The sequence below is a fragment of the uncultured Campylobacter sp. genome, from assembly GCF_937981295.1.
Classification (GTDB): Bacteria; Campylobacterota; Campylobacteria; order Campylobacterales; family Campylobacteraceae; genus Campylobacter_B.
Genome location: NZ_CALJPC010000087.1, coordinates 19,862 through 43,055, shown reverse-complemented (window position 1 = coordinate 43,055; position 23,194 = coordinate 19,862). Strand labels below are relative to the sequence as shown.

The 23,194-nt window shown below is 48.5% G+C and carries 22 protein-coding genes and 1 pseudogene; 17 read left to right on the top strand and 6 right to left on the bottom strand.

Translation table 11 applies throughout. The features are described 5' to 3' along the window. Positions 1-275 precede the first annotated feature (275 nt). The gene (locus Q0135_RS08545) at positions 276-962 is read left to right on the top strand and encodes a tetratricopeptide repeat protein (RefSeq protein ID WP_297989819.1); all 687 of its coding nucleotides are present in this window, start codon (positions 276-278) and stop codon (positions 960-962) included. 655 nt (positions 963-1,617) lie between these two features. Here the strand turns inward: Q0135_RS08545 and Q0135_RS08540 are convergent. Together Q0135_RS08540 and Q0135_RS08535 are read right to left on the bottom strand one after the other, a co-directional pair. Next, on the bottom strand, positions 1,618-3,006 hold the full coding sequence (locus tag Q0135_RS08540) for an FAD-linked oxidase C-terminal domain-containing protein (protein WP_297989816.1): 1,389 nt from the start codon (positions 3,004-3,006) through the stop codon (positions 1,618-1,620). After that, on the bottom strand, positions 2,993-3,721 hold the full coding sequence (locus Q0135_RS08535; protein WP_297989814.1) for a plasminogen-binding N-terminal domain-containing protein: 729 nt from the start codon (positions 3,719-3,721) through the stop codon (positions 2,993-2,995). Before Q0135_RS08535 ends, Q0135_RS08540 begins: the two co-directional genes overlap by 14 nt. Positions 3,722-3,859: 138 nt before the next feature. Here Q0135_RS08535 and Q0135_RS08530 point away from each other — a divergent pair, with 138 nt between their 5' ends. The 11 genes and pseudogenes from Q0135_RS08530 to Q0135_RS08480 all read left to right on the top strand — a co-directional run bounded on the left by Q0135_RS08530 (position 3,860) and on the right by Q0135_RS08480 (position 14,115). After that, positions 3,860-5,029 carry a peptidoglycan DD-metalloendopeptidase family protein gene (locus Q0135_RS08530; RefSeq protein WP_297989812.1) on the top strand — a complete coding sequence of 390 codons (1,170 nt, stop codon included), beginning with the start codon at positions 3,860-3,862 and terminating at the stop codon, positions 5,027-5,029. Positions 5,030-5,037: 8 nt separating this feature from the next. Continuing rightward, positions 5,038-6,417 carry a magnesium transporter gene (mgtE, locus tag Q0135_RS08525; RefSeq protein ID WP_297989810.1) on the top strand — a complete coding sequence of 460 codons (1,380 nt, stop codon included), beginning with the start codon at positions 5,038-5,040 and terminating at the stop codon, positions 6,415-6,417. Continuing rightward, a complete protein-coding gene (locus Q0135_RS08520; protein ID WP_297989808.1) occupies positions 6,402-6,989 on the top strand; it encodes an NUDIX hydrolase in 588 nt (195 codons plus the stop codon). The genes mgtE and Q0135_RS08520 overlap by 16 nt, the downstream gene beginning before the upstream one ends. Positions 6,990-7,056: 67 nt before the next feature. Continuing rightward, positions 7,057-8,103, top strand: a complete 1,047-nt coding sequence (locus Q0135_RS08515) for an alpha/beta fold hydrolase (protein ID WP_297989806.1) — start codon at positions 7,057-7,059, stop codon at positions 8,101-8,103. Between the two features lie 591 nt (positions 8,104-8,694). Next, the gene (locus Q0135_RS08510; protein ID WP_297944697.1) at positions 8,695-9,312 is read left to right on the top strand and encodes a TRIC cation channel family protein; all 618 of its coding nucleotides are present in this window, start codon (positions 8,695-8,697) and stop codon (positions 9,310-9,312) included. Further along, the gene (locus Q0135_RS08505) at positions 9,309-10,478 is read left to right on the top strand and encodes an aspartate aminotransferase family protein (protein WP_297989804.1); all 1,170 of its coding nucleotides are present in this window, start codon (positions 9,309-9,311) and stop codon (positions 10,476-10,478) included. Before Q0135_RS08510 ends, Q0135_RS08505 begins: the two co-directional genes overlap by 4 nt. Further along, positions 10,475-11,566 carry an SAM-dependent methyltransferase gene (locus Q0135_RS08500; protein ID WP_297989802.1) on the top strand — a complete coding sequence of 364 codons (1,092 nt, stop codon included), beginning with the start codon at positions 10,475-10,477 and terminating at the stop codon, positions 11,564-11,566. The genes Q0135_RS08505 and Q0135_RS08500 overlap by 4 nt, the downstream gene beginning before the upstream one ends. Next, positions 11,566-11,892 carry a hypothetical protein gene (locus Q0135_RS08495; protein ID WP_297989801.1) on the top strand — a complete coding sequence of 109 codons (327 nt, stop codon included), beginning with the start codon at positions 11,566-11,568 and terminating at the stop codon, positions 11,890-11,892. Before Q0135_RS08500 ends, Q0135_RS08495 begins: the two co-directional genes overlap by 1 nt. Continuing rightward, positions 11,885-12,241, top strand: a pseudogene (locus Q0135_RS08490) (RsmD family RNA methyltransferase); the annotation flags it as partial. The gene Q0135_RS08495 and the pseudogene Q0135_RS08490, both read left to right, overlap by 8 nt. Positions 12,242-12,256: 15 nt before the next feature. Further along, the gene (locus Q0135_RS08485) at positions 12,257-13,351 is read left to right on the top strand and encodes an RsmD family RNA methyltransferase (protein WP_367272150.1); all 1,095 of its coding nucleotides are present in this window, start codon (positions 12,257-12,259) and stop codon (positions 13,349-13,351) included. Beyond that, positions 13,348-14,115: a TIGR02757 family protein gene (locus Q0135_RS08480; protein ID WP_297989799.1), complete on the top strand. Its 768-nt coding sequence runs from the start codon at positions 13,348-13,350 to the stop codon at positions 14,113-14,115. Before Q0135_RS08485 ends, Q0135_RS08480 begins: the two co-directional genes overlap by 4 nt. An 8-nt stretch (positions 14,116-14,123) precedes the next feature. Here Q0135_RS08480 and Q0135_RS08475 read toward each other — a convergent pair whose 3' ends face one another. Continuing rightward, a complete protein-coding gene (locus Q0135_RS08475) occupies positions 14,124-14,744 on the bottom strand; it encodes a hypothetical protein (protein ID WP_297989796.1) in 621 nt (206 codons plus the stop codon). A 110-nt stretch (positions 14,745-14,854) separates the two neighbouring features. Here Q0135_RS08475 and Q0135_RS08470 point away from each other — a divergent pair, with 110 nt between their 5' ends. The 5 genes from Q0135_RS08470 to Q0135_RS08450 all read left to right on the top strand — a co-directional run bounded on the left by Q0135_RS08470 (position 14,855) and on the right by Q0135_RS08450 (position 19,034). After that, positions 14,855-15,616 carry a TSUP family transporter gene (locus tag Q0135_RS08470; protein ID WP_297989794.1) on the top strand — a complete coding sequence of 254 codons (762 nt, stop codon included), beginning with the start codon at positions 14,855-14,857 and terminating at the stop codon, positions 15,614-15,616. 1,053 nt (positions 15,617-16,669) lie between these two features. Continuing rightward, entirely contained in the window at positions 16,670-17,047 is a 378-nt protein-coding gene (locus tag Q0135_RS08465) for a RidA family protein (RefSeq protein WP_297989792.1), read from the top strand. 344 nt (positions 17,048-17,391) lie between these two features. Further along, positions 17,392-17,772, top strand: a complete 381-nt coding sequence (locus tag Q0135_RS08460) for a hypothetical protein (RefSeq protein ID WP_297989790.1) — start codon at positions 17,392-17,394, stop codon at positions 17,770-17,772. Continuing rightward, on the top strand, positions 17,769-17,984 hold the full coding sequence (locus Q0135_RS08455; protein ID WP_297989788.1) for a hypothetical protein: 216 nt from the start codon (positions 17,769-17,771) through the stop codon (positions 17,982-17,984). Before Q0135_RS08460 ends, Q0135_RS08455 begins: the two co-directional genes overlap by 4 nt. A 33-nt stretch (positions 17,985-18,017) precedes the next feature. Next, entirely contained in the window at positions 18,018-19,034 is a 1,017-nt protein-coding gene (locus Q0135_RS08450) for a hypothetical protein (RefSeq protein ID WP_297989785.1), read from the top strand. Between the two features lie 807 nt (positions 19,035-19,841). Here the strand turns inward: Q0135_RS08450 and Q0135_RS08445 are convergent. The 3 genes from Q0135_RS08445 to Q0135_RS08435 all read right to left on the bottom strand — a co-directional run bounded on the left by Q0135_RS08445 (position 19,842) and on the right by Q0135_RS08435 (position 23,149). Then, positions 19,842-20,528 carry an MOSC domain-containing protein gene (locus Q0135_RS08445; protein WP_297989783.1) on the bottom strand — a complete coding sequence of 229 codons (687 nt, stop codon included), beginning with the start codon at positions 20,526-20,528 and terminating at the stop codon, positions 19,842-19,844. A gap of 146 nt (positions 20,529-20,674) precedes the next feature. Beyond that, positions 20,675-22,087 (bottom strand): sodium:alanine symporter family protein, encoded by a 1,413-nt coding sequence (locus tag Q0135_RS08440; RefSeq protein ID WP_297989781.1) that lies wholly within the window; start codon positions 22,085-22,087, stop codon positions 20,675-20,677. A 228-nt stretch (positions 22,088-22,315) separates the two neighbouring features. Further along, entirely contained in the window at positions 22,316-23,149 is an 834-nt protein-coding gene (locus Q0135_RS08435) for a class I SAM-dependent methyltransferase (protein WP_297989779.1), read from the bottom strand. Between the last annotated feature and the right edge of the window lie 45 nt (positions 23,150-23,194).

Here is a 23,194-nt window from a genome sequence, read left to right as displayed (position 1 = left end):
TATTATAAATACTGCAGGCGCCGTGGATGCCGCATAGACGTGCGAGTAAAAAAGTGGGATAGCCAGCCATAAAAATAATCTTGCAAGTAAAATTTTAATTTGTCTTTTTGAAATTCAGCTCAAAGCTCCGTTTAAAATTTTATTTAAAATTTTGCTTGGGATTTTGATAGGAATTTTGCAAGAATTCGCCGTAAATTTCACAGCTATTATCAAAAATTAAAATTTTATCCCTCGCTTTTTGCTATAATTATTTTTAAAATTTAAAAGGAGCAAAAATGAAAATTTTAGCGTCGATTACCGCTCTAATAGTAGCAGCCTACTTGCTCGCGCAGATATTTTTCCCGCAAGGGGTCTCGTTTGTCGGATGCGGCGTCGGTAGGGCTAATTCGTGCGAAGACTACGGAGCGTATTTGCTTGAGGAGCGCGATTATGAGGCAGCAAAAAAGCCGTTTGAAAAAGCTTGTGAAGCAGGGCTAGAAAATAGCTGTGCTATCGCGGGGGATTTGTATTACGACGAGCAAAATTTATATAAAACTACGAAAGATAAGGGCAAGTCCGCGCGGTTTTATTCCAAAGCGTGCGAGCTGGGAGCCGCCAAAGCTTGCTACAACGCCGCGATAATCTCTTATAAAAATGCCGATAAGAAAAATACATTTGCGTTTTTTGCCAAATCATGCGATTTGGGATTAGGCGAGGGCTGCTTAAACGCTGCGGTCGCTAGCTACGAAGAAAAAGACTATCAGGGCGCTCTTAAGTTTTTCCTCAAATCTTGCGATGCTGCTTTGGCAGAGGGATGCCAAAGGGTTGGGCTAGCGTATTCAAAAAAGGAATTTGGCGAGCCGGATCTGGATAAGGCGATGATCTACTACGACAAGGCCTGCAAGCTGGGAGCGGAGTTTAGCTGCAACGTAGTAGCCGCGATGAATAAAATAAATGCAAGCGAGGCTAATGCTACTAAATAGATGGCAGGGCTAGCTAGATGATAACATGGCGAGATCGAAATTAGCATAGAAATTTCTCGGAGCTTTATAGGATTTTATGAAATTTCGTGAAATTTCGTCTTTAAATTTTATCGCTGAAATTCCGTATATTGCGATAATATCGATAGATAGCGATTTTAAAATTTCAGTATCTTGGAAGTTTAGAATTTAATCTATGCTATGGATTTTATTGACAGAATTTTGACTTGTCATAGACTTATCCATCGCGATATAGGGATTTCATCATAATCTTAGTGCATCCCTGAAAGAGAAAAAATTGCGCAAACTAGCGAGTAGCTATGTAATCACAGCTGATATGGCAAAAATATCCGAAAAAGATCGCACAAGGTAATCAATCTGCGAAGTAAGTAAAATCAATTATCAAGTGGATGAAATCTATCAATAAACAAGTAAAATTATTCATTGCAAGGCAAATAAAATTAATTGCAAAGTAAGCAAAATCGATCTGTAAGTGGGTAGATCAAGCTTAAAACTAACTCGAAGTAGCCTGTAAATAAGCTAAATTGCAAGCAAGATAAATTTTAAGCAGGCATATTGTAAGAAAGTAAAATTTTAGATGAGATAAGTGGGATAAATCGATTTCAAATCACCGTAGAAGTTGGATGACGATCCTAATTTAAAGCCCCATTTTTCCGGGATTTAAGATGCCTTTTGGATCGAACGCCCTTTTGATTGCGCGAAATAGCTCCATCTCTGCTGCGCTAAAAGCTAGTGGCATAAATTCCGCCTTACTTAGTCCGATGCCGTGCTCGCCGCTGAGCGTACCGCCAAGATCAACTGCAGCTTTGAAAATTTCGGTGATTGCGTCATGTCCGCGTCGCACCTGAGCTTCATCTTTTTTGTCGGCGACCATGACGTTGGTGTGGACATTGCCATCGCCCGTGTGCCCGAAGCAGGGCACGCGCACGCCGTATTTATCGCCGATGCGCGCGATATGGCGCAGTAGCTCGGGCAGCTGCGAGCGCGGGACGGTGATGTCCTCATTTAGCTTAAGCGTGCCGTAGATATTGATCGCCTGCGAGCAGTTGCGTCTCGCAAACCAAATGCCCGCACGCTCCTCTTCGCTTTCTGCGATGCGGAAGTCGCTCGCGCCGTTTTGAACGAAAATTTCTTTTATGAGCGCTAGCTCCTCCAAAAGCATTGCTTCTAAATTGCCGTCGGTTTCGCAGATCAAAATCGCGCCCGCATCCCTTGGCAAGCCTTTATGAAATTTCTCCTCAACCGCGGCTATGCACAGTGCGTCTAAAAATTCCATCGCCACGGGCGTGATACCGGCTGCCATTGTTTTATACACGGCATTCATTGCTGCATCTACGCTAGGAAAGACGCCCATCGCGGTCTTTTTAAGCTTTGGCATCGGGATTAGTTTGAGCGTGATTTCGGTGATGACGGCAAGCGCGCCTTCGCTTGCGATTAAAATTCCTGCCACGTTGAAGCCTGCGACGTCTTTGATAGTGCGTTTGCCTGCTCGGATCACCTCTCCATTAGGCAGTACCGCACGCAGTGCCATTACATAGTCTTTGGTGATGCCGTATTTTGCGGCGCGCATACCGCCGGAGTTTTCGGCGACATTGCCTCCTAGCGTGGAATAATCCTGGCTTGCGGGATCGGGCGGATAAAAAAGCCCGCGCGCTGCGGCTGCTTTTTGCAGATCGATATTTATGCAGCCGGGTTGGACTACGGCGAGTAGATTTTGCATGTCGATTTCTAGAATTTTATTCATATGTTTTTCAAATGCCAAAATCACTCCGCCGTTTGCGGCTAAAGATCCACCAGTAAAACCGCTACCTGCGCCTCTTGGAACTATGGGGATTAAATTTTCGTTGCAGAATTTTAAAATTTGACTGACATCGTCCTCGCTTCGCGGGAAAAGTACGCCGTCCGGCAGGCAGCGTCTTTTCGTCGCGTCGTAGCAGTATGCCGTGCGATGAGCCTCGTCAAAATAGGCATTATCCGCGCCTAATAGATTTATAAAAAACGCTTGCGCAGCGCTATTTGTCGCCATCTAAGCCCAGCAAATAGCGGTAGTGTTTGTCGTAATCGCTGATCGGGCCGTTAGTAAAGTCCCAAATGACGGTCTTTATCTCGCCCACGCGTGAGTAAAATGGCAGCTGATAATAAGCCACGCTGCCGCTAGCGAACGTGCGCAAAGGCTTGAAGCTGCCGCAGTCGGCAAATACGCCCTGTTTATCCATCGCGATAAAAATCAGTCCGGCGCTGTTTTGCGCGCAAATTTTACGAAAATCGTCACGGCTGGGATTTGGCTTGTGGTTGTAGCTAAGATAGGCGCCGCCAAGATCTGGGTGGATAAAATTTATATTTGGAAAAGCCTTGATAACCTGCTCGTAAATTTCAGCGTTAGGCGCGACGATTATGGCGCGGTCATAGAGGAAATTTAAGATCACTTTATCGCCGCTTGAGGGTAAAATTTTAGGCAGTGGCAGTGCCTCTTGAGCTAACATATCAAAGACCTCAAATCGCACCTTTGCCTTGCCTGCGCTTTTTTGCGTCACGACTGCGCGCGCGATGATGGAGCTCGCGCCGCTACCGAAATTATGCATCACCACTCCACTGCTGCCTACGGCAATCGTAGGGCTATCTGTGATCTCGCCCGAACCATCCTTTACGCTAAGTAGGGCGGTTTCGTATCGCGGCATGTTAAATTCCGCCCCTATCGCCGCACTTAAAAATAGACCTAAAATAAGTAAAGCTTTTTTCAAAATTCTGCTCCTGAATAAAATTTCGGCTAATTATACATAAAACTTTGAAATTAGCGATAAAATTCCGCGGTATTTACGAAATATAAGCGTTTTTTCGTTACAATCCCGCCTTAAAATAATATTTCAAAGCGGTTTTATATGACTAGAATTTTTATATTGCTTTTTCTGTGGATAGGCGTAGTTTTTGCGAACAACCCCAGCGTAGAGAAGTTTGCCTGGCCCGATGGCGTGAGTCTGCTGCAGTTTATGGAAACCGCGGGCATCCCCGCATCTGTATATTACGACCTGGATAAAGAGGATCAGGAGCTTGCCGCTGAGGTGCGAGCGGGCGTGGAGTGTCAAATTTTGCGTGATCCAGCAGGTCGCGTCTCCCAGCTGTTAATCCCCGTCAGCGAGGAGCTTCAGATTCACATATACCGCGATAAATTCGGCACTTTTAGATTCGTTTATACTCCGATAGTTTATGAGGAAAACAGCTACTCTTTAGGAATTCAGATCGAAAGCTCACCCTATCAAGATATCATCAAAGCTACGGGCAATGCGGCTTTAGCGAATGAGTTTATGCTTGTTTTTAAAAATGAGGTAAATTTTAAAAAGCTACAAAAAGGCGATCGGCTCGTGATCCTATACGAGCAAAAAACGCGCCTTGGCAAGCCTTTTGGCGGAGTAAATATCACCGCAGGAATGATCGAGGAAAATAAAAAGCCCAAATCGCTATATTTTTTCGATGATAAATACTACGACCGAAGCGGTAAAAAGGTCGAATCTTTTCTACTTATCACGCCGCTTGTTTATACCAGAATTTCATCTTATTTTACTCCTAAAAGATTTCATCCGATTTTAAAGCGATATCGCGCGCATCTGGGTGTGGATTACGCAGCTCCCAAAGGCACTAGGGTAAATGCCGCAGGAGCGGGCAAGATTAGCTTCGTAGGGCGTAAAAACGGCTACGGCAACACCGTAGAGATCAACCACGGCGGCGGTATCAGTACGCTTTATGCACATCTTAGCGGCTTTGCTAGTGGCACAAAAGCAGGCGTTAGTGTCAAGCAAGGTCAGTTAATCGCCTACGTAGGCTCGACCGGGCTTAGTTCGGGACCGCATCTGCACTTCGGACTTTATAAAAATAAGCAGGCTATAGATCCGCTTAAGGTAGTCAAGATTGAAAAAACTAACGTCATAAGCGCCGAAGAACTTAAATTTAAAGCTTTCGTCAAAGATATGGACGCCAGAATGGCTGCGGCTAAAGACGGCTCGAAAAACCCTGCTAAATTTGAAAACTACGAGTCGCTTATCACGATAAATTAAGGCCAAAAATGGAAAATAAAGAGCAGCTGGACGACGTCGAGGAAGCTAAGGCGCTTCTTGATGCGCATCTAGGCGATACGCTTGAGCATGAGCTGAGTGCCGCCGATCTTACGGAGCATTTAAAAACTCTAAAAAAGCATGACGAAGAAAAATACGTAGAATTCTTAAAAAAGCTAGATCCTGAGGATCTTGCCGATGCTGCGCTTGAGATGCCCGAGCATATGCTCGAAGACGTCATCGAAACTCTGCCTCACGAAAAGATCGTAAAAGCGATTGAGGAGCTCGAAAGCGACGATCAGGCAGAGCTTTTGCAAAATATCGGCGAAATCGACGAGGACAAGGCCGAGCAGATTTTCTATGGGCTTGACGAGGACGATCGCCACGATATTCTTACTATCTCCAAATATAGCGAAGATGAGGCGGGCGCGTATATGCAGACCGAGGTCTTTAGCGCCAGGCAGGATCAGACCCTGGGGCAGGCGGTCGAGATGCTGCGCGTTATGCGCGAAAAGGACGAGATCGAGAACGTCTTTCAGCTCTTCGTGCTTGATAAAAAGGGGCATCTGCTTACTACCTTTTCGACGTCCGATCTGATTTTATACGATTTTTCGCTCACGTTGGAGCAAATTTCACAAAAATTCGGCGCCGAAAACAAAATCCACTTCGCTACCGATACCGATAAAATCGACGACGTGATCAAGGATTTTGAAGAATTTGACCTTAACGTCATCCCTGTTGTCGATGCTAACGGCATACTCATCGGGCGTATCACCGCCGACGATATCCACGATCTCATCCAAGAGCGCGCCACCGAGCAAATTTACAACCTCGCGGGCGTCGATGACGAAGCGGAGGATGATGAGACTACGATCTTTAAAGCAGGTCGCGCGCGCGCTGTGTGGCTAGCGGTAAATTTATGCACGGCGATCGTAAGCTCCACGATCATCGGGCTTTTTGACGCCACTATCGAAAAGCTGGTCGCGCTCGCCGTGCTTATGCCAATAGTCGCCTCCATGGGCGGCAACACCGGCACGCAGGCGCTTACCGTAACCGTGCGCCGCCTAGCCCTGGGTGAGATAGCGTTTAAAGACAAAAAGCAGGTTCTCTTTCGCGAGATCACGATCGCTTTTATAAACGGCCTCATTTTTGCCACGCTGATGGGGTTTGTGGCGTATTTTTGGTTCGGCATTAAGCTTTTGGGGCTGGTGATTGCGATGTCGATGGTGCTAAATTTAACGCTCGCGGGGCTTTTCGGCGCCGTCATTCCGATCACGCTTAAAAAATTAAATATCGATCCCGCCGTCGGCAGCTCCGTGCTGCTTACCACGGTGACGGACATCGTGGGATTTTTTAGCTTTTTAGGACTTGCGACGTGGATACTACTATAAAAAATTTTAAAATTTCCGAGCTTAAAAGCTCGAATTTCGTTAAACCCTTTCGCTTAAATTTCGAAATGGACGGCGTGGCGCGCGCATGGGACTGCGTCAAGGTGCACGATAGCGTCTCGATTTTGCTTTATCATACGCAACGCGACGCGCTTTTGCTCGTCAAGCAGTTTCGCCCCAGCGTGTGGTTTTATCAAGAGGAGGGCTTAATCAACTCGCCTGAGAAGGGCTACACCTATGAGCTTTGCGCGGGCATTTTAGACAAGGGCATCAGCGAGGAGCAAACGGCGATCGAAGAGGTGCTCGAAGAGACTGGCTATGCCGTGAAGGATCTGAAATTTATCACGAGCTACTACAGCGCCCTGGGCTTTGCGGCAAACCGCCAAATTTTATACTTCGCGCGTATCGACGAATCTATGAAGCTAGGAGCCGGCGGCGGCGTGGACGGCGAGAAGATCGAGCTTTTCTACCTGCCTGCAGCCAAGGCGCGAGAGTTTATGTTCGACGAAAAGATCGTGCGCGCGCCGGGGCTGATCCTGGCATTTCAATGGTTTTTGAGCGAGTTTAAAGCTTAGCGGCGAGATGGAATTTCGTGTGCTGCTGCGCGCTTTTGCGTCTCGGCTTTAAATTTAAATGACGGCGATGAGGGTTTTATTTAGGCTGTGCGTTATCGCGGCGTGCCTTTATGCGGCGATCGCAGCGGGACTTTATATCTTTCAGGAGCGGCTGATATTTTTGGGCGAGCCGCTGGATAAAAATTTCAAATTTAGCTTTGAAAATTCCGAATTTGCGGGACTTGTGAATGCGCCTGATATCGGCGCGCATTTAGATATGCAGGCGTCCGCTACGAAAAATAGTGCGGCGACAAACAGCGCCGCGGACGAAAACGCTTCCGCGGTTGACGCCGCAAAAGAAAGCGGCGCTGTAGCGGGTGAGATCAAAAACAAAAACGCTCAAACTAGCACCGAGCATGGCGTAGAAAACACCGCAGGAAACGGCGCTGCAGGCAATAACGCAAACGCTGCTGCGATAAAATTTCAAGAGATCAATATCCCGTTTGAGGGCGGGTTGATAAACGGGCTGAAATTTAGCGCAGCAGAGCCCAAAGGCGCGATTTTGTTCTTTCACGGCAACTTCGGCGACGTGAGCGGCTGGGGCGCATACGGCGCTGATTTTGCGGCTTTGGGATACGATTTTTATATTTTCGATTACCCGGGCTACGGCAAATCGGACGGCAAAATTTCATCGCAGCAGCAGCTTTTTGCGAGCGCCGATGCGATGAGCCGCTACGTTTTAGAGCAGCATCTGCCAAGAAAGCTCGCGATGATCGGCTACTCGATCGGAAGCGGCATCGCGGCACAGCAGGCTGCGAAGTGGGATGCGGCGCGGCTGATCTTGCTCGCGCCATATTTTAGCTTCGAGCGGCTCGCGCACGAAAAAATCCCCTTCGTGCCGAAATTTTTGATCCGCTATAAGATTCCGACTGCGGAATTTTTGCAAGCGGCACGCGGCACGCAGATCACGCTCATCCACGGAGTCGCCGACGAGCTGATACCGGTGCATCACTCGTATGATCTTGCGGGATCTCTTAAGGCGGGCGATCTATTTTATGAAATACCAGACGCGCCGCATAATGGACTGCTGGCAATGCCCGGCATTTGGAAAATTTTAAAAGAGAGACTGCGCTAATCTAGCGGGGCTCGGCGTAAAATTCCACGCAGAATTCGACCGCTAAATTTTAAAATTTTACGTATAATTCCACGCGGGCTAGGTCGTCGTAAAATTTCATAAAATTTTATAGCGGCAAAACACGGCGCCAAAACAAGGGCGCAATTTCAAATCAAAATTTATGCGCTGTTAGCTGCAAATATAAAGCCGGTCTCGTTGGCGCTAAATTATTTCTAGCGCGCACGTGCCGTAAATTTAAAGCTAAAATTTGCGCCAGGCTGTGACGCCGTATATTTTAGCTGAAATAAAGTTCTGTGAAATTTTATCCCGCGGGCATTTATAAATTTCAAGAAATTTCAAGTCTAAATTTTATATTTACGCGGAAGCGACGCCGTATTTTATTCGCGTAGAATTCTGCCGCATAAAATTTTACCTAGCGAAATTATGTCTCGCAAAATTCTATCTCGTAGAATTTTAATTCGCCGCGCTCAAATTTTATCCGCCGCTTTAAATTTATACCGCCACTCCTAAATTTTGCCAGCTACGCTTTACCCAAATTTATATTTAGTTGTTGTAAAATGCGTTTTTAAAAGGATTTTAGCGGTTTGTGATATGAGTATTTTAGAGCTTACTGAGTGCGTAGGCATCGCTTCGGCGGCGCTTAGCGGGTTTTTATTCGGCGTAAAGAAGGGCTGCGATTGGCTTGGGATCTTTATCGCGGCGTTTTTGACTGCGCTTGGCGGCGGGATCATGCGCGATACCTTGGTAAGTCGCGAGATCTACTCGTTCACGCACTACGCGCCCGTAACCATCGTGCTCGCGGTAAGCGCCGTAGCCATTTTTGCCAAACTTTACGAAAACCGCGATTTGGAGGGTAAATTTTTATTTATTCTAACCGATGCGATCGACGTCGTAAGCTTTTCGATCGTGGGAGCGATGGTTGCGCTAAGCTATAATCATAATGTTTTTGGCGTGGTGCTAATCGCATTTTGCAACGGCGTGGGCGGCGGCATTTTACGCGACGTACTGCTGAACGAAGTGCCGTGGTTTTTACATACGGGGCTTTATGGCACGATAAGCATGGGCGTGGGCTTGATATATTTCGTGCTTGATGGATTGGGGCTTAGCGGCGTAGTTTCGGTGCTTATTTTGCTGGTTTTAGGGGTTGCGTTTCGCATGGTGGCTTATTACAAATCTTGGCATCTGCCTAAAGTGGAGTATAAAAAATGAACTATTTGATGGATAATTTTGCGCGCGTAAACGTAGCGCTAGTAAGAGGCGAGGGCTCGATAGTCTATGATGAAGCGGGCAAGGACTACGTGGATTTTGGCGCGGGCATCGGCGTAAACTGCCTGGGGCACGCAAACGAAATCGTCTTAGAAGCGATCGGCACGCAAGCTGCGCAGATCATCCACGGCTCAAATATCTATAGAATTCTGCCTCAAGAAGCCCTGGCTCAAAAGATTAGCGAGCTTTTGGGGTATCGCAGTTACGCCGTGTTTTGTAACTCTGGCGCGGAGGCGAACGAAGCGGCGATCAAAATGGCGCGTAAATACGGCACAGTAAACTTCCCTAATAAGAAATTTGAAATTCTAACTCTGCGAAATTCCTTCCACGGCCGCACGCTAGCGACGCTGCAAGCTACCGGGCAGGAAAAATTTCATCCGGAAATTTTTGCGCCCTATATGCCCGGATTTAAATTTTTCGACGATATCGAGGATATCATCGCGCATATCGATGAAAACAGCGTCGCCGTGATGATCGAGCTAGTCCAGGGCGAGGGCGGTATCAAGCCTCTGGATAAGGCGAGCGTGCAAAGGCTGGCGGCGGTTTTGAAAGAGAAAAAGCTGCTTTTGATCACCGATGAGGTGCAGTGCGGCGTATATCGCACGGGCGAGTTCGCGACGTCGCAAATTTACGATATCCGCCCCGACATCATCACCTTTGCCAAAGGTCTTGCGGGCGGCGTGCCGATCGGCGCGTGCGTGGCGCAGCAAAACATTTTCGCTCCGGGCGAGCACGGCAGCACCTTCGGCGGTAACTTTTTGGCGACCTCTACGGCGCTTGCGGTGCTTTCGCAGCTTCAGTTTTTAAAAGCGAGCGGCAAGCTTGATAAGACTATAAAAAGATTTATCAAAAAATTAGACGGGCTCGCCGCAGACTATCCTAGCCTGATCGAAAAGCGCGTGGGGCTCGGTCTGATGCAAGGCCTCGTGCTGCGCGATGAAAAAAATCTGAGCGAGATCTTTAACAAAGCCCTGCAAAACGGACTTTTGATCCTAAAATCCGGCAAGCGCACCCTTAGATTTTTGCCTGCGCTAAATATCAAAAAACCGGAGATCAAAGAGGGCTTTGCGCGCCTGCGCAAGAGCCTGGACGAGATAGTGCGGGCGTGAAATTTAGCGATTTTTTCGAGGGCTGGCTTAACGAGAGTTACTACGCAAATGCCGCTAAAATCGGCAAGATCGGCGATTTTTACACTGCCGTAAGCGTAGGAAGCTTTTTTGGGATCTGCATCGCACGCGAAATTTTACGCCTAAGCGCGGATTTTTGCGCGGCGCAAGAGTTAAGCCTAGACGCGGCGGCGAACCCAGATAGGTCGCGGCAAAACCTTGCGGCGAGCGAGTTAAATTTAGACGCTGCGCCTGCAAAAAAGCCGCAAAAGAGCGCCAAAATCGCTATCGTAGAGATCGGCTCGCACGACGGGCGGCTGCTTTGCGACATAGCGCAAGCGATCTTTACGCTGGGCGGTGCGGCGGCGCTTGATAAATTTAGCTTTGCGATTATCGAGCCGCACGAGCGCCTGCGCGAGTTACAGCGAGCGAGCTTTGCAGAGAGCTTCGGTGACGAAATCGCGCTAAAGCACTTTGCGAGCGTACACGAGGCGAAATTTAAAGATGCGATCTTTGTGGCAAACGAGCTTTTCGACGCCTTTAAATGCGAGGCGGTGGACGGCGAAAATATGCTTTTTATCGAAAGCGGCGCGGTAAAATTTGCCCCCATAAAAGAACGCGAAATTTTGACCCTCGCACGCAGATTCGGCATATCGCGCGGCGAAATCCCGATCGGATACTTTCGCTTCGCGCGCGAAATTTGTGCCAGCGCGCAGCGGTTTTATTTCATCGTCTTTGATTACGGACAGATGGGCTCTAGCGGCGATTTTAGCCTGCGGATTTACCGAAACCACGAGGTTTTTAGCTTCTTTGAGGTGCAAAACTTGAGCGATTTTTACGGCAAAAGCGATCTTACCTACGACGTAAATTTTGAAATTTTACGCGCGGCGTTTGAGGACGCGGGCGCCGTGACGACGGATTTTAAAAGACAGATCGCGGCTTTGATAGACTTCGGCGCGGTCCAGCTTTTAGAGCTTTTTATGCAAAAAAGCGGCGAGAAGGGCTATCACAACGCGCTTTTGCAGTTCAATCACCTGCGCGCGGAGTTTGGCGAGAAGTTTAAGATGATAAAATTTAAAAAGGGGCTTTGATGAAAGCTTTTATCGATTGCGACTGCGAAATTTTGCAAAAGACGCTGGAGCTATTTTTGAAGGACCATACCGTAAGCGCGCAGGATTGCGACTTTGTGATAAGCGATGAGCCGCAAAGCTCGGCAAAACCGCTATTTTTGATCGGCGAGGGCGGAGATTTGGCGCTACCGTTCTCAAAGAATACTCTGCTATCGAAGTTAGAAGATTTTCAAGGCTCGCTAAAGCAGGATCTTAGCGAATACGACGCGGCGGAAGAGGAAATTTGTGCGCTGTTTGATGAGTTTAAGGCAAAAATCATCGAAATTTTAAGAAGGCAAAATGGCTAAATTTTCCAAACCTGACGGCACGCTCTTTACGCAAATTTCAAGCGGCATTTATAAGGGCAAAAAGCTCGCTCTGCCCGCACTTTCGAGCACGCGCAGCACGAAAAGCATCGTAAAGGGTTCGTTTTTCGATACTTGGCGGGCGGAGTTGCGCGGCGCGGCGTTTATCGAGTGCTTCGGCGGTAGCGGCGCGATGGCGCTTGAAGCGCTAAGTAACGGCGCAAAAAACGTTTATGCGATCGAAAAGGACGCTGCCGCGCATAAGATAATGCGGAAAAATTTCGAGCTTTTCGGGCTCGGCGCAAATGCGATTTTGGGCGATTGCTTCGAGCGACTGAGCGAAATTTTGCATGAGCTACAAGCGGATATGAACGGACGCTCGGGCGCGAATTCGCTAAATTTGAGCGGCAAAAATTTAGACAAAAACCGCGCTTCCGATGCCGCCTGCTGTGAGAATTTAAGCAGCGAAAAAGAGGGTTGTCGCAAAAGCTTTAGTAGCGTAGAGCAGGGCGAGAACGGATACTGCGCCGCGCAAGGCATCGGAGCGGAAAGCGACACGCAAAGCGGCGTGAAAGATTTGGCTAAATGCAGCACGCGAAGTAGTATGTCTGACAGAGCGCAAAATGGCGCGCAGAGCGGCGCAAATGGTGATTACGCAGGCGATGAGAGCTTTGGCGGTTGTGCCCAGATTCTCGATTACGCGGGTGCTACTAGCATAAAATACTGCGTGGATTCGCTAGCTACGGACGCCGCGAGCTTTAGCGAAAAGTTTGACGCGAGCTCCGCTTCGCAATACGATGCAAGCGGCACCGAGACCGTTAATTGCAACGTAAATTTAAGCTCAAAATGCGGCGTAAGTTCTAATTTTGACGCAAATCGCGGTGCGAGCTTAGGCGCGAGCTGTGAAGAGAAAGAAAGCTTAAATTTGAGCGAAAATTTTGACGCGGGTTGTGGAGAAAATTTACATTCAAGCGCAAATTTCGTCTATGATTCAAGAAAAAATTCCACTGCGAATTCTAGTGGTAATTTTGCCGCTAGCTGCAAAGAAAATTCGCGTCCGAACGTAAATTTAACCCGCGGTTTAAGAAAAAATTCTGGCGCCAACTCCCGCGAAAATTTATCCTGCGGTTTAGGCGAAAGCTCTACCGCAAACGATTTAGGCAAATGTTCTGCTGCAAATTCTAGCGAAAGCCATACCGCAAATTCTAGTGAAAATTCCGTCTCCGATCCCGCGCGCAGAGTGTTTGTCTATCTGGATCCGCCGTTTGCGATCAGGCAGGGCTTTGGCGAGATTTACGAGCGAGTGCTGGCGCTGATAGCGCGCCTGAGCTCCGTGCAGTGCGAGCTGCTAATCGCGATCGAGCATATGAGCGAGCTTGAGCTGCCGCCTAAAATCGGCGATTTCGCGCTGCTTAAATCGCGTAAATTCGGCGCTACGACGATGAGCTACTACGCAAAATGAAAAGCTTAAAGCAGATTTTAGATTATTACGCCGATTTGAAAAATTGCGACGCGGATCTTTTCGGCGCGCCCGATCCGCTGCAGGTCGCAAAGGGACATCGAAACGACGTCGTAGCGCTCATCTGCGCGTTGTTTGCTTACGGTAACGCGGCTCAAATTTTAAAATTCCTCCACTCGCTTGATTTTTCGCTTTTGGACGCAAGCGATGAGCGCATTGGCGCGGAGCTTGCGGGCAAAAAATATAGATTTCAAAGCCCGCGCGACGTCGCTGAAATTTTTATAACTTTAAAGCGGCTTAAAAATAGCCTTAGCATCGAAGAAAGCGTGCTTCGCGGCATGCAAAAAAGCGGACGGATCGAGGATGGGATAAATTTTTTAATCGGCGAGATTTACAGATTAAATCCCTACCGCAGTCCTGGGTATGAGTTTTTTTTCGGGCGCGGCTTCGCGCAAAAGCCCACGTCGCCGTATAAGCGCTACAATCTCTTCCTGCGCTGGGCGGTGCGCGACAGCGACATCGATCTGGGGCTGTACAAAAAGATCGAAAAATCGCGCCTCCTCATCCCGCTCGATACCCACACGCATAAAGTTTCGCTTAAGCTTGGGCTGATCGATCGCAAGAGTTACGATTTTGAGGCGGTTTTGCAGCTTACGCAAAGCTTAAGGCGCTTCGATCCGAGCGATCCCATCAAATACGACTTCGCGCTGTATCGCCTCGGACAGAGCGGCGAGATAGATAAAATTTTACCTTTACTGGCCGATTGATTTCAGTTTTAATTACACATACCAAGTGGACCGAAGCATTCGGAGAACAGTCTATTCTTTTGAATTATATTTTCTCCTGGATAGATAATAATTTCGTGTCCTTGCTTTTGCCAGATTTGTCCATTTTTTGCGCTTATGGTAGATACATCTAAGTGAGCTGTTGAGCCATAGACTAAATATATTTTATCAAATATATCACTATAGCCTAGATAATGAAAAAACGGCGCCGCAAACGTGATTTTTTTGAATTCCGTTAGATTGCTATCTTGAGCGACACAATTGGATTTATTGGAGGGTTTGTAGCCGTTTTCAATGAGTTTCTTTTCTGCTATGCCGTTAGTAGAATTTAACTTTACGTAATGAACATAGCAGATTTCATCTAGACTATCTGCGGCATTTGGTTGAATTTTTCTACGATACAAAAGTAATCCATCCATATCTGCATTGTCTGTTAAAATATTCAATTCTTCAAAATTATTGCTCTTTACGTTCCAAAAATCATTATATGGTTTTAAATAAATTGACGCAATAATAAATGCTATTATTAATATGATGATTGCCCCTAAAATAGATACGCTTATGATGAAAATTTTTAAAATCAGATCTATGATTTTTTTGAAACTATTCATTTTTATCCTTATTTTTTACTATTATAGCATACGATTTGCTATTGCGATGTACGGCGGTTAAAATTTAAGTTCACCTTTTGTAAAATATTGGAAATTAAAAAGGGACAAAAATGGAGCTTGAACTTTGGCAGTTTGCGGTGCTTTTTGCAGCGGCGTTTTTCGGCGGATTTATCGACTCGATCGCGGGCGGCGGCGGGCTGATATCGCTGCCTGCGCTGCTTGCCGTGGGCGTTCCGCCGCATGTAGCGATCGCCACAAATAGATTTCAAGGCAGCTTCGGAAGCTTCACCGCCGCTTTAAATTTCATCCGCAAGGGCTATGTCGATGCCGCGGAGATCTTGCGGGGCGTGGTTTTTACGTTCATAGGCGGACTCGTCGGCGCCTATGTCCTACTCCTAATCGATGCGAAATTCCTAAACTACCTCATTCCGATCCTGCTGCTGGCGCTTTTCTTTTATATGATTTTTTCGCCAAACCTAGGCGAAGCGCCCGCCAAACCCAAGATGTCAAAAAAGAGCTTTTACGCGATTTTCGGGCTTATTTTGGGGTTTTACGACGGATTTTTCGGCCCTGGTACGGGCTCGTTTTGGACGTTTGCACTCGTGGGAATTTTAGGGCTATATATGAAAAAGGCGGTCGCACACACGAAGGTTTTAAATTTCACCTCAAACATCGTCTCTTTGGGCGTTTTTATCATCGGCGGGCAGATTTTATGGCTCGTCGGAGCGGTGATGGCGGTCGGGCAGATCGCGGGTAGCTTCGCAGGCTCAAGCCTCGTGATGAGATGCGACGTGAAATTTGTGCGCAAGATGCTTCTGCTCGTCGTTGCCGCCACGATTTTAAAGCTACTTTACGGACTGATTGCAAGTTAATTACAGACTGGTTGAGGGTCGATCGCGGGTTAATTTCAAGCCAAAATCATAGAATTTTATACAGGATTTCGTATAAAATTTCGCGTAAAATTTTATGAGCCTTCGCCGATCTGTCGCAATGACGCTGATCTTGCTGCTGTGGCAGCGTCGATTTTATTACTGCAGCGCCGATTTTGCCGCAGTGTCGCACCAAACTTACTGCGACACTATTAATTTACTACTGCGGTGCCGATTTTATCGTAAAGCCGCACCGAACTTACTGCAACGGCGTTGACTTTGCTGCCGCAATAGCGCAGATCTTGCTGTAGCGTTTGATGTAACTACTGTGTCGCCGATCTTTCTGCTGTGATAGTGCTGATCTTGCCGTAACGTCATACCGATCCCGCTGCGATGATATCAATCTCGCTGTGTATCGCCGATGAAATTTTATTTATTCGTGTCGGTTAAATTTCGCCGTATTGCCCGCGTATCTATTTTATTTGCCCGCCATTGATAGAATTTCGTCGTATTGCCGAGCGCGCGGCATTATCGCGCTGGTGCTTATAAAATTTCATACGCTTACGTCAGCAAAATTTTAAAATACTACTTTGTAGATCGTTTTATCGCGTTGCCGTATGTGTTACCAAATCCACTCGCAGCGGTTAAATTTAGCGGACTTTCACGCGCTGTTTCCGCGCCAATCGGCTATTTTAAATTTTGCCGTTCCGTCACTACGGCTCGCTATTCCGCGCTAGCCCCTCGCCATATTGCTCGCTGTATTTGCGCGATAAATTTAACCGCACCGCTGCGTTTGCCGTTTCATTCTGCTATCGTAGGCGAAATTTTGCCTATCCATACCATTTAAATTCCACCGCATTGCGGTGTTTGTATAAACGAAATTTAGCCGCCCCGCGCTTATTAATTTTACCGTGCCGCCGCCTTTCTGCCTATTAAATTTTAGCTGCACCGTCGTACCCTCTGCACCCGCAACCTCGCTCGCGAAATTCCGCCGCCTAAAGCAATGCTAAAATATTTTGCGATAAAATGGGCGAAATTTTTCACAAAGGATTTACTATGCAGATCATCTCGACTCCCGATGCGGCGCAGGCCATCGGACCATACTCTCAGGCGATCAAGGCGGGCGGGCTCATCTTTACCTCAGGGCAGATCGCGCTTAAGCCAGACGGCGAGTTCGTCGCGGGCGGCGTGGAGGCGCAGAGCAGGCAGGTTTTGCAAAATCTCGCCGCGATCCTGAAAGAGGCGGGCGCGACGCTGCAGGATGCCGTCAAAACGACGATTTTTCTGGCCGATATGGGCGATTTTGCCGCGGTGAACGAGATATACGCAGCGGCGTTCGGCGAGCACAAGCCCGCTCGCAGCACGGTGCAGGTCGCTAAACTCCCCAAAGGTGCGCTTGTGGAGATCGAAGTAATAGCGCTGGCTAGGGCCTAGCGCTAAATTTAGATCGCTAGAACTCTGCCGGTTCGCGTTTGCGGTTGAAATTTTATGTGCGGGCTGCTCGAAATTTAAACGGCTCGCTTTAAAGTTGAAGCTGCGCGAGCTTTTAAATTTAGATTTTCAAAGCCGCGCCAAATGCCCGCGGGTTTATGTAAACAGCGCGTTTTAGTGCTGCTAAGGCGTTAAAATTTCTCGCTCGAAACGGGATCAAAATAATAGAAAAACTTATTCAAAAATCTAAAAATATCACGGTCTCGGGGCGCAGCGACATAGAGCCCGCATGGATCGCGCAGGCGCAGCGGCGGCTCGGTTTTGCGCTGCCTGCGAGCTATAAGCGGATGCTGCTAAGATATGCTAACGTCAGCGCGACGGGGACGGAGCTAAAAACGATCGCGCCGCCCGAGTTTGCGGATAGTGCCGACGCCGACATCTGCTACACGTATGAGGTAAATCTGAAAAATGGCCTATTCGCCGCGGACGAGCTCGTATTTTTGCAGCTCGAGGACGAGGAGTATTATTTTAAAATTTCGCCCGCAAGCGACATAGCGGACGGCTCGTCTAATACGGTGCGCGGCAAGACGGTTGAGAGCACGAGTGGCGAAGCTGCGGGCGCGACGGCGCGTGATACAGTCGTCGCGACGGTATCCACGGTGCGGAAAATAGGGCATCGGACGACGAAGCGCGCGCGGAGAGATCGCCGGATGCGGCACGCGATATGAATGCCGAAGCGGCGGACGAAACGACATGTAAAACGGCGGGCGCGACAATGAGCGAGATGGCAGACGAGGCGGCAAATGGAGCGACGAAAGAGATAGCGAGCGAAGCGGCAGGCGATGCGCCGTGTGAATACAAAGTCTATGTGCGCGACTACGCGCAGAGCGAGGATAGGCTTTTTGCAGACGATTTTTATGGGGTTTTGGAAAAATTTTAAAACGAAATTTAAGGAAAAATCAGGAGCGATAAAATGGGGCTATTTGATATTTTTAAAAAGGATAAATTTGACGTCGACGTGCGCTCTGACGGCATTTTTATCGGTGGTGTAAACTGCGGGTTTGATCTAGCTAAATTTAATGAAGCCTTGGACCAGCCGCGCGTGATCAATGACGGGGAGGGCAAAAGCCGCTATTTTTGGGATGAGGCGGGGATTTTTGCCTTCGTGCGCACAGGAGAGCTCGCAGAACCGAGGCTTTCCGAGATAGTTTTGATGCTTGAGGTCGCAAAGGGCGTGCAGCACGAGGTTCCGCGCAAGCTCTACGGCGGCGCGTTCACGCTTGAGGGTAGGCCGCCGCTTGAGGCCGTGCCAGAACAGGAGCTGCGCGGCGCATATATATTTTTGGAGCTTAGCCTAGGCAAATTCGAAGTCTCGCTAGCTCTCGCAGAGGCCGTGCAGGAGCGCATAGGCGCGATGGACTTTGCCGAGCGCTTCGCTAAGCGCGACACCGACGAGATCGCAGACATCGTGCGAGCTGCGAAAATGCCGATAGGGCGCGTCTGCATCAATCAAAAAGAGAAAAAGGTAAAGCGCAGGCCGAGCGATAAATTTAAGCTTCCGCGCGCGGCGGGCGAGACGCTAGCGTTTAAAAATTTCAATTTCAAAATCGCCGTGATGAACGAGCTGATGTATGAAAAAGCACTGCTACAGCCTAAATTTGACGTGTTTGAGTACTGTGAGGAGCGCGGCATCGATCCGTACGCGGACTTCGGCGCGCTGCCGCAAGCCAAAAAGTGGTTCAAGGACTATCCGGTCCCTGCGGATTTGGCGGAGCAGGTGAACGAGCTACATCTTGACGGCGGAAACGAAATTTACCTGCAAATCGCGCCTGATTGGGACGGCGAGGACGAGCTTTTCGACATCAAAAATATCGATGCCGCGGAGCTTGCGCCCTTCATTAATCTTAAAAAGATCGAGACGACCGGCATCGGCATATCCAAAAAGGCGCGAAAAGCCTGCGCGGATGCGAGGATTGCGATAGTGGAGTGAGCGCAGGAATGGACTTTGAGCCATACGGGTGCGGTTTAAAAAGCTAAAATAGGTCTTTGAGCGGTGGCTTGCTTGCGCCGGGGGAAGTTATAGAAAGTTTAAAAAGCTAAAATAGGCTTTTGAGCTGCGGTGCGCGCTCTTAAAAGGTCGTAATTGTTGCCGCGTCGCGCAAAATTCCGCGCAAAATTCTACTTATAGCAAGCGCTATAAATGAGCTTTGAAAGGCGCTTGGCGAAGTATCTGACATGTCTAATTTGGCGCGCGTTACAAAGCTTTGAGGAAGCTCGTTTGCAGCGTAGGTTGTGCCGCTAAATGCGCGAGATGAGGTTGCCTCGCGAGTAAAAATAGTTCGCTTTTTGATTTTTGAAAAAAATTCACTGCGAGCAAGAGAGTTAAATTTACCGCTTTTAAATTTTAAAATTTATAAAGAGCGGCGCTTGCGGCTTTGAATGTGCGGCTAAATTTAGATTTCATAAAAGATTAAATTCTAAGCGCGGTTAAATTTGCGTCTTTAATTTTGCTTGTAGCCTGTGTCGCACTGCAAAACAGAGTGCGAAAATAGATCGCATTTGCGCGCGATCAGCGCGGATCAAATTAAAATTTCGTCTTTGGAATTTAGTCTGAATTTGCAGCTCGCATCAAGAAAGTATTTTTTGTAAGCCGATATTGAGTAGCCAAGAAGTGTCTTGAAACTTAGCATCGGCGGCTTAGAAAGTATTTTGAAATCCGCGCCAAGAGTGTTGTGTTTTAAAACAATAAGGCGCGGCGCTGCTTTGCTGTTTTAAAACGCCGCTTTGGCGCTAAATTTCATAGCCGCATAAAACCGTCGTCGTAGCTGCCTTCTAGCTTGCGGCGCATATCCTCGCGCCATTTTGGAGTAAGTGTCGCAAGCCGGTTAAATTTTGCTAACAGCCCTTCATCGATACGCTCGCCGTAAAATAGACGGTTAAGCTCCATCACGCTCATTATAGCGGGGTCGCGCTCTACGACGTAGATCTCGTCTCCCGCGCGGCACGAGCCAGCCTCCAGCACGCGGTAGTACCAGCCGGTAAGTCCGCTGCGCGCGATCTCCGCCGTCATCTCCGCGTTACCCCAGCGCATCGAGAGCTTGTAGCAGGGCTTGCGCGGCTGGCTTACTTGTAGCACCAGCGAGCCTATGCGGTGCACATCGCCGATGCAGACGTTTTGCTCGTCTAATCCGCTGATCGTGAGGTTTTCGCCCATTGCGCCGTAGGCTAGATTTTTAAGCCCCAAAAACCTCTCCCACGCGGCGTAATTTTGCAGCGAGTTGGCAAAAATCGCCTTTTCCGTGCCGCCGTGATGTAGCGTGTCGGCTACCGCGTCACCCTCGAATCCAAGCTCATTCGCGCGCACTTCACCCGCTCTAGCTTGCTTGAATATCGCCGTCTCCCAGCGCCTTTTTAGAGGCTGCGTAGCGCGCTCGTCGCCGTAAGCGCGCGGTTGCCCGGTCAGCAATGCCTTTAAAACGGGCATTTTTTGCTCCTTAAAATTTGCATGCCTTCTCCTTAGATCATAAAATTTAGGCTATGATTTTAGCTCGAAAAGAATTTTAAAATTCTAAATTTTGCGGTGATTTTGCGCTAAATTTCAAGTGCGAGCTTGAAATTTAACGCGCGGCGTTATTTGTAGTCGTTTACGTCGTAGCTTTTGCCGTCGTTAAAGTCGCTCAAAAGCCGCACGACGACGGGGCTAAGTAGGATGATCGCGATTAAATTTGGGATCACCATTAGTCCGTTAAACATATCCGCTAGCCCCCAGACGAGGTCGATCTTTTGCACGCTTCCTATGAATACGAATGCGACGACCAAAATTTGCAAGAGCTTGACGAATTTTGCGCCGAGCAGATAGCGCACATTAATCTCGGCGAAGTAGTACCAGCCCAAAATCGTGGTAAATGCGAAGAAAAACAGGCAGATCGCCACGAAGCCGTAGCCGCCGCTGCGACCCAAAATTTGCGATGCGAAGGCTTCCTGCACCAGCGAGATGCCCGAAAATACCGCCTTGCCGTTTTCGAAGGTGACTACGTCGGTGCTAAGCACGACAAAAACGGTGATGTTAAGCACGATGAATGTATCGACGAAAACGCCCATTATGCCGAGCACGGCTTGATCTACGGGGTGTTTGACATTCGCCGCGGCGTGTGCGTGCGGCGTCGAGCCCATGCCCGCTTCGTTTGAAAAGAGCCCGCGCGCGATGCCGTATCTCATCGCAGTGGCGATCGTAGCACCCGTAGCGCCGCCCCAGGCAGCCGATGGATCAAATGCGGCTTTGAATATCAGCGCGATGACGGATGGAATTTTATCGAAATTTGAGCCGATGATGACGAGACCGACGAGCACGTAGCAGATCGCCATTAGTGGCACGACCTTTTCGGCTACGCGTGCGATCGCTTTGACGCCGCCGAAAAAAATGACGCAGCAGATGAGTGCTAAGGCTGCGCCGCTCGCCCATTTTGGGATCCCGAATGCACTGCTAAAGCCGTCTGAAATGGAGTTTGCCTGCACCATATTGCCCATGAAACCCAAAGCAAAGATGATGGCTAGAGCAAAAAATGCCGCTAAAGGCTTGGCAAGGGGGCTTTTGAGTCCGCGGCTGATGTAAAACGCGGGACCTCCGATCATATGTCCGCTGTCGTCCTTGGTGCGGTAAATTTGAGCCAGGCAGATCTCTGCGAAATTCGTCGCCATGCCTAAAAACGCTGCGCACCACATCCAAAATATAGCGCCCGGTCCGCCCATAACTAATGCGGTGCTGGCGCCTACCAGGTTGCCCGTGCCGACTTGCGCCGCGATCGCCGTGGCGACGGCTTGGAACGAGCTCATGCCGCTTTTGCCCGCAGCCTCGCCGTGCAGGGAGAAGTTGCCGAAAAGCTTGCGCGCGCCCATTCTAAATTTAAAAATTTGCACTAAATGCAAGCGCGCCGTAAAATACGCGCCGGTGCCGCAAAGTAGGGCGATTAGAAAGTACGGACCCCACAAAAAGGAGTTGATTGCGTCAATTGTGGCGGTGAGTTTGTCGAGAAAATTTTGCATGATCTTTTCCGTGAATTTAAGATGCGAAAATATATTTTAAAAACTCTTAAATTCCTATAAATCGAGGTAAATTTAAGCGAAATTTTAAAGCTTTTTTATAATTTTACTCAAGCATCAAGCAAAGCGGTATACGCCGTTTGCTCTGCATGCCAACTTGCTTGGCAAGCGGCTTAGAATTTGCGCCTTAGCTGTCGAAATTTGCAAAGCAATCAACTGAAATTTTTAAGCCTATTCATCACCGCCTTCGATTTTGAAAACGAACATCTTGCATGCGTTGCAAAAGGCGGGAATCAGGCTAAATAGGCGCCCTTTGAGGCTCCAGTGGCTTTTATACATTTTTAGCATTGCAGCCTCCCTGACGAATCTGATATGCGCGCTATCCCAGCCCTGCACCTCCGCGCCGCCGCTAATGCCCATTTTAAAGGGCGCGTTTTGCATGTGTTTCATCGCGTCGTGGCGCTTGGAGTCGAATTTCCTAACCGAAAACTCGCTCATAAAGTCGCTCAGCACGTAGCCGCGGAATTTTTGCGCAAGCGCGATAAAAAATTTTTTAAATTCCTCTTTTTCAAAATACATACTCACGCCCTCTAAAATAAATATGTAGCCCGCGCTGCCGTGCTTTACAGCTAGCTCGTCCATCCACGAAAGATCCAGCATCGAGCGGGGCAGGCTGAAATTGTTCTGTGCTTTGGGTAGCAGTGCGTCGCGCACGGCTATGACGTCGGGTAGATCGAGATCATAAAATGTGGCGCTCGGCAGGGCGCTTTGCAGCCTAAGCGGGCGAGTGTCGAGCCCTACGCCAAGCTGCACGATGATAGGGCGGTCGAACTCCGCCGCGAGTCGCAGCGTCTCGTCGTCGAAAAATTTCGCGCGGATCACCGTACCCGTCTTACTAAGGTGCGCGTCGTCGAATTTTGCAAAATCATAATCGATCTGCTCTACGACGGCGCTTGAAAAGGGATCATTTAGGATCGGATCCGCGTCTTTGAAATCCAAATGGCGCATATAGACATTGATTAGCAGCGTCTCGGAGACGTTATTTTTAAAATTCAACTTTTGCATGAGGCTTCCTTTCTTGCGGTATTGCCGCGAGCAAAATACTGCTTA

Coding starts and splice junctions, on each gene's coding strand:
- Q0135_RS08515 (WP_297989806.1), top strand. CDS start 7,057: ATGAGGGTTTTATTTAGGCTGTGCGTTATCGCGGCGTGCCTTTATGCG.
- Q0135_RS08445 (WP_297989783.1), bottom strand. CDS start 20,528: ATGCCCGTTTTAAAGGCATTGCTGACCGGGCAACCGCGCGCTTACGGC.
- Q0135_RS08530 (WP_297989812.1), top strand. CDS start 3,860: ATGACTAGAATTTTTATATTGCTTTTTCTGTGGATAGGCGTAGTTTTT.
- Q0135_RS08495 (WP_297989801.1), top strand. CDS start 11,566: ATGAAAGCTTTTATCGATTGCGACTGCGAAATTTTGCAAAAGACGCTG.
- Q0135_RS08475 (WP_297989796.1), bottom strand. CDS start 14,744: ATGAATAGTTTCAAAAAAATCATAGATCTGATTTTAAAAATTTTCATC.
- Q0135_RS08450 (WP_297989785.1), top strand. CDS start 18,018: ATGGGGCTATTTGATATTTTTAAAAAGGATAAATTTGACGTCGACGTG.
- Q0135_RS08440 (WP_297989781.1), bottom strand. CDS start 22,087: ATGCAAAATTTTCTCGACAAACTCACCGCCACAATTGACGCAATCAAC.
- Q0135_RS08455 (WP_297989788.1), top strand. CDS start 17,769: ATGAATGCCGAAGCGGCGGACGAAACGACATGTAAAACGGCGGGCGCG.
- Q0135_RS08510 (WP_297944697.1), top strand. CDS start 8,695: ATGAGTATTTTAGAGCTTACTGAGTGCGTAGGCATCGCTTCGGCGGCG.
- Q0135_RS08465 (WP_297989792.1), top strand. CDS start 16,670: ATGCAGATCATCTCGACTCCCGATGCGGCGCAGGCCATCGGACCATAC.
- Q0135_RS08460 (WP_297989790.1), top strand. CDS start 17,392: ATGCTGCTAAGATATGCTAACGTCAGCGCGACGGGGACGGAGCTAAAA.
- Q0135_RS08545 (WP_297989819.1), top strand. CDS start 276: ATGAAAATTTTAGCGTCGATTACCGCTCTAATAGTAGCAGCCTACTTG.
- Q0135_RS08435 (WP_297989779.1), bottom strand. CDS start 23,149: ATGCAAAAGTTGAATTTTAAAAATAACGTCTCCGAGACGCTGCTAATC.
- Q0135_RS08505 (WP_297989804.1), top strand. CDS start 9,309: ATGAACTATTTGATGGATAATTTTGCGCGCGTAAACGTAGCGCTAGTA.
- Q0135_RS08540 (WP_297989816.1), bottom strand. CDS start 3,006: ATGGCGACAAATAGCGCTGCGCAAGCGTTTTTTATAAATCTATTAGGC.
- Q0135_RS08485 (WP_367272150.1), top strand. CDS start 12,257: ATGAACGGACGCTCGGGCGCGAATTCGCTAAATTTGAGCGGCAAAAAT.
- mgtE (WP_297989810.1), top strand. CDS start 5,038: ATGGAAAATAAAGAGCAGCTGGACGACGTCGAGGAAGCTAAGGCGCTT.
- Q0135_RS08480 (WP_297989799.1), top strand. CDS start 13,348: ATGAAAAGCTTAAAGCAGATTTTAGATTATTACGCCGATTTGAAAAAT.
- Q0135_RS08470 (WP_297989794.1), top strand. CDS start 14,855: ATGGAGCTTGAACTTTGGCAGTTTGCGGTGCTTTTTGCAGCGGCGTTT.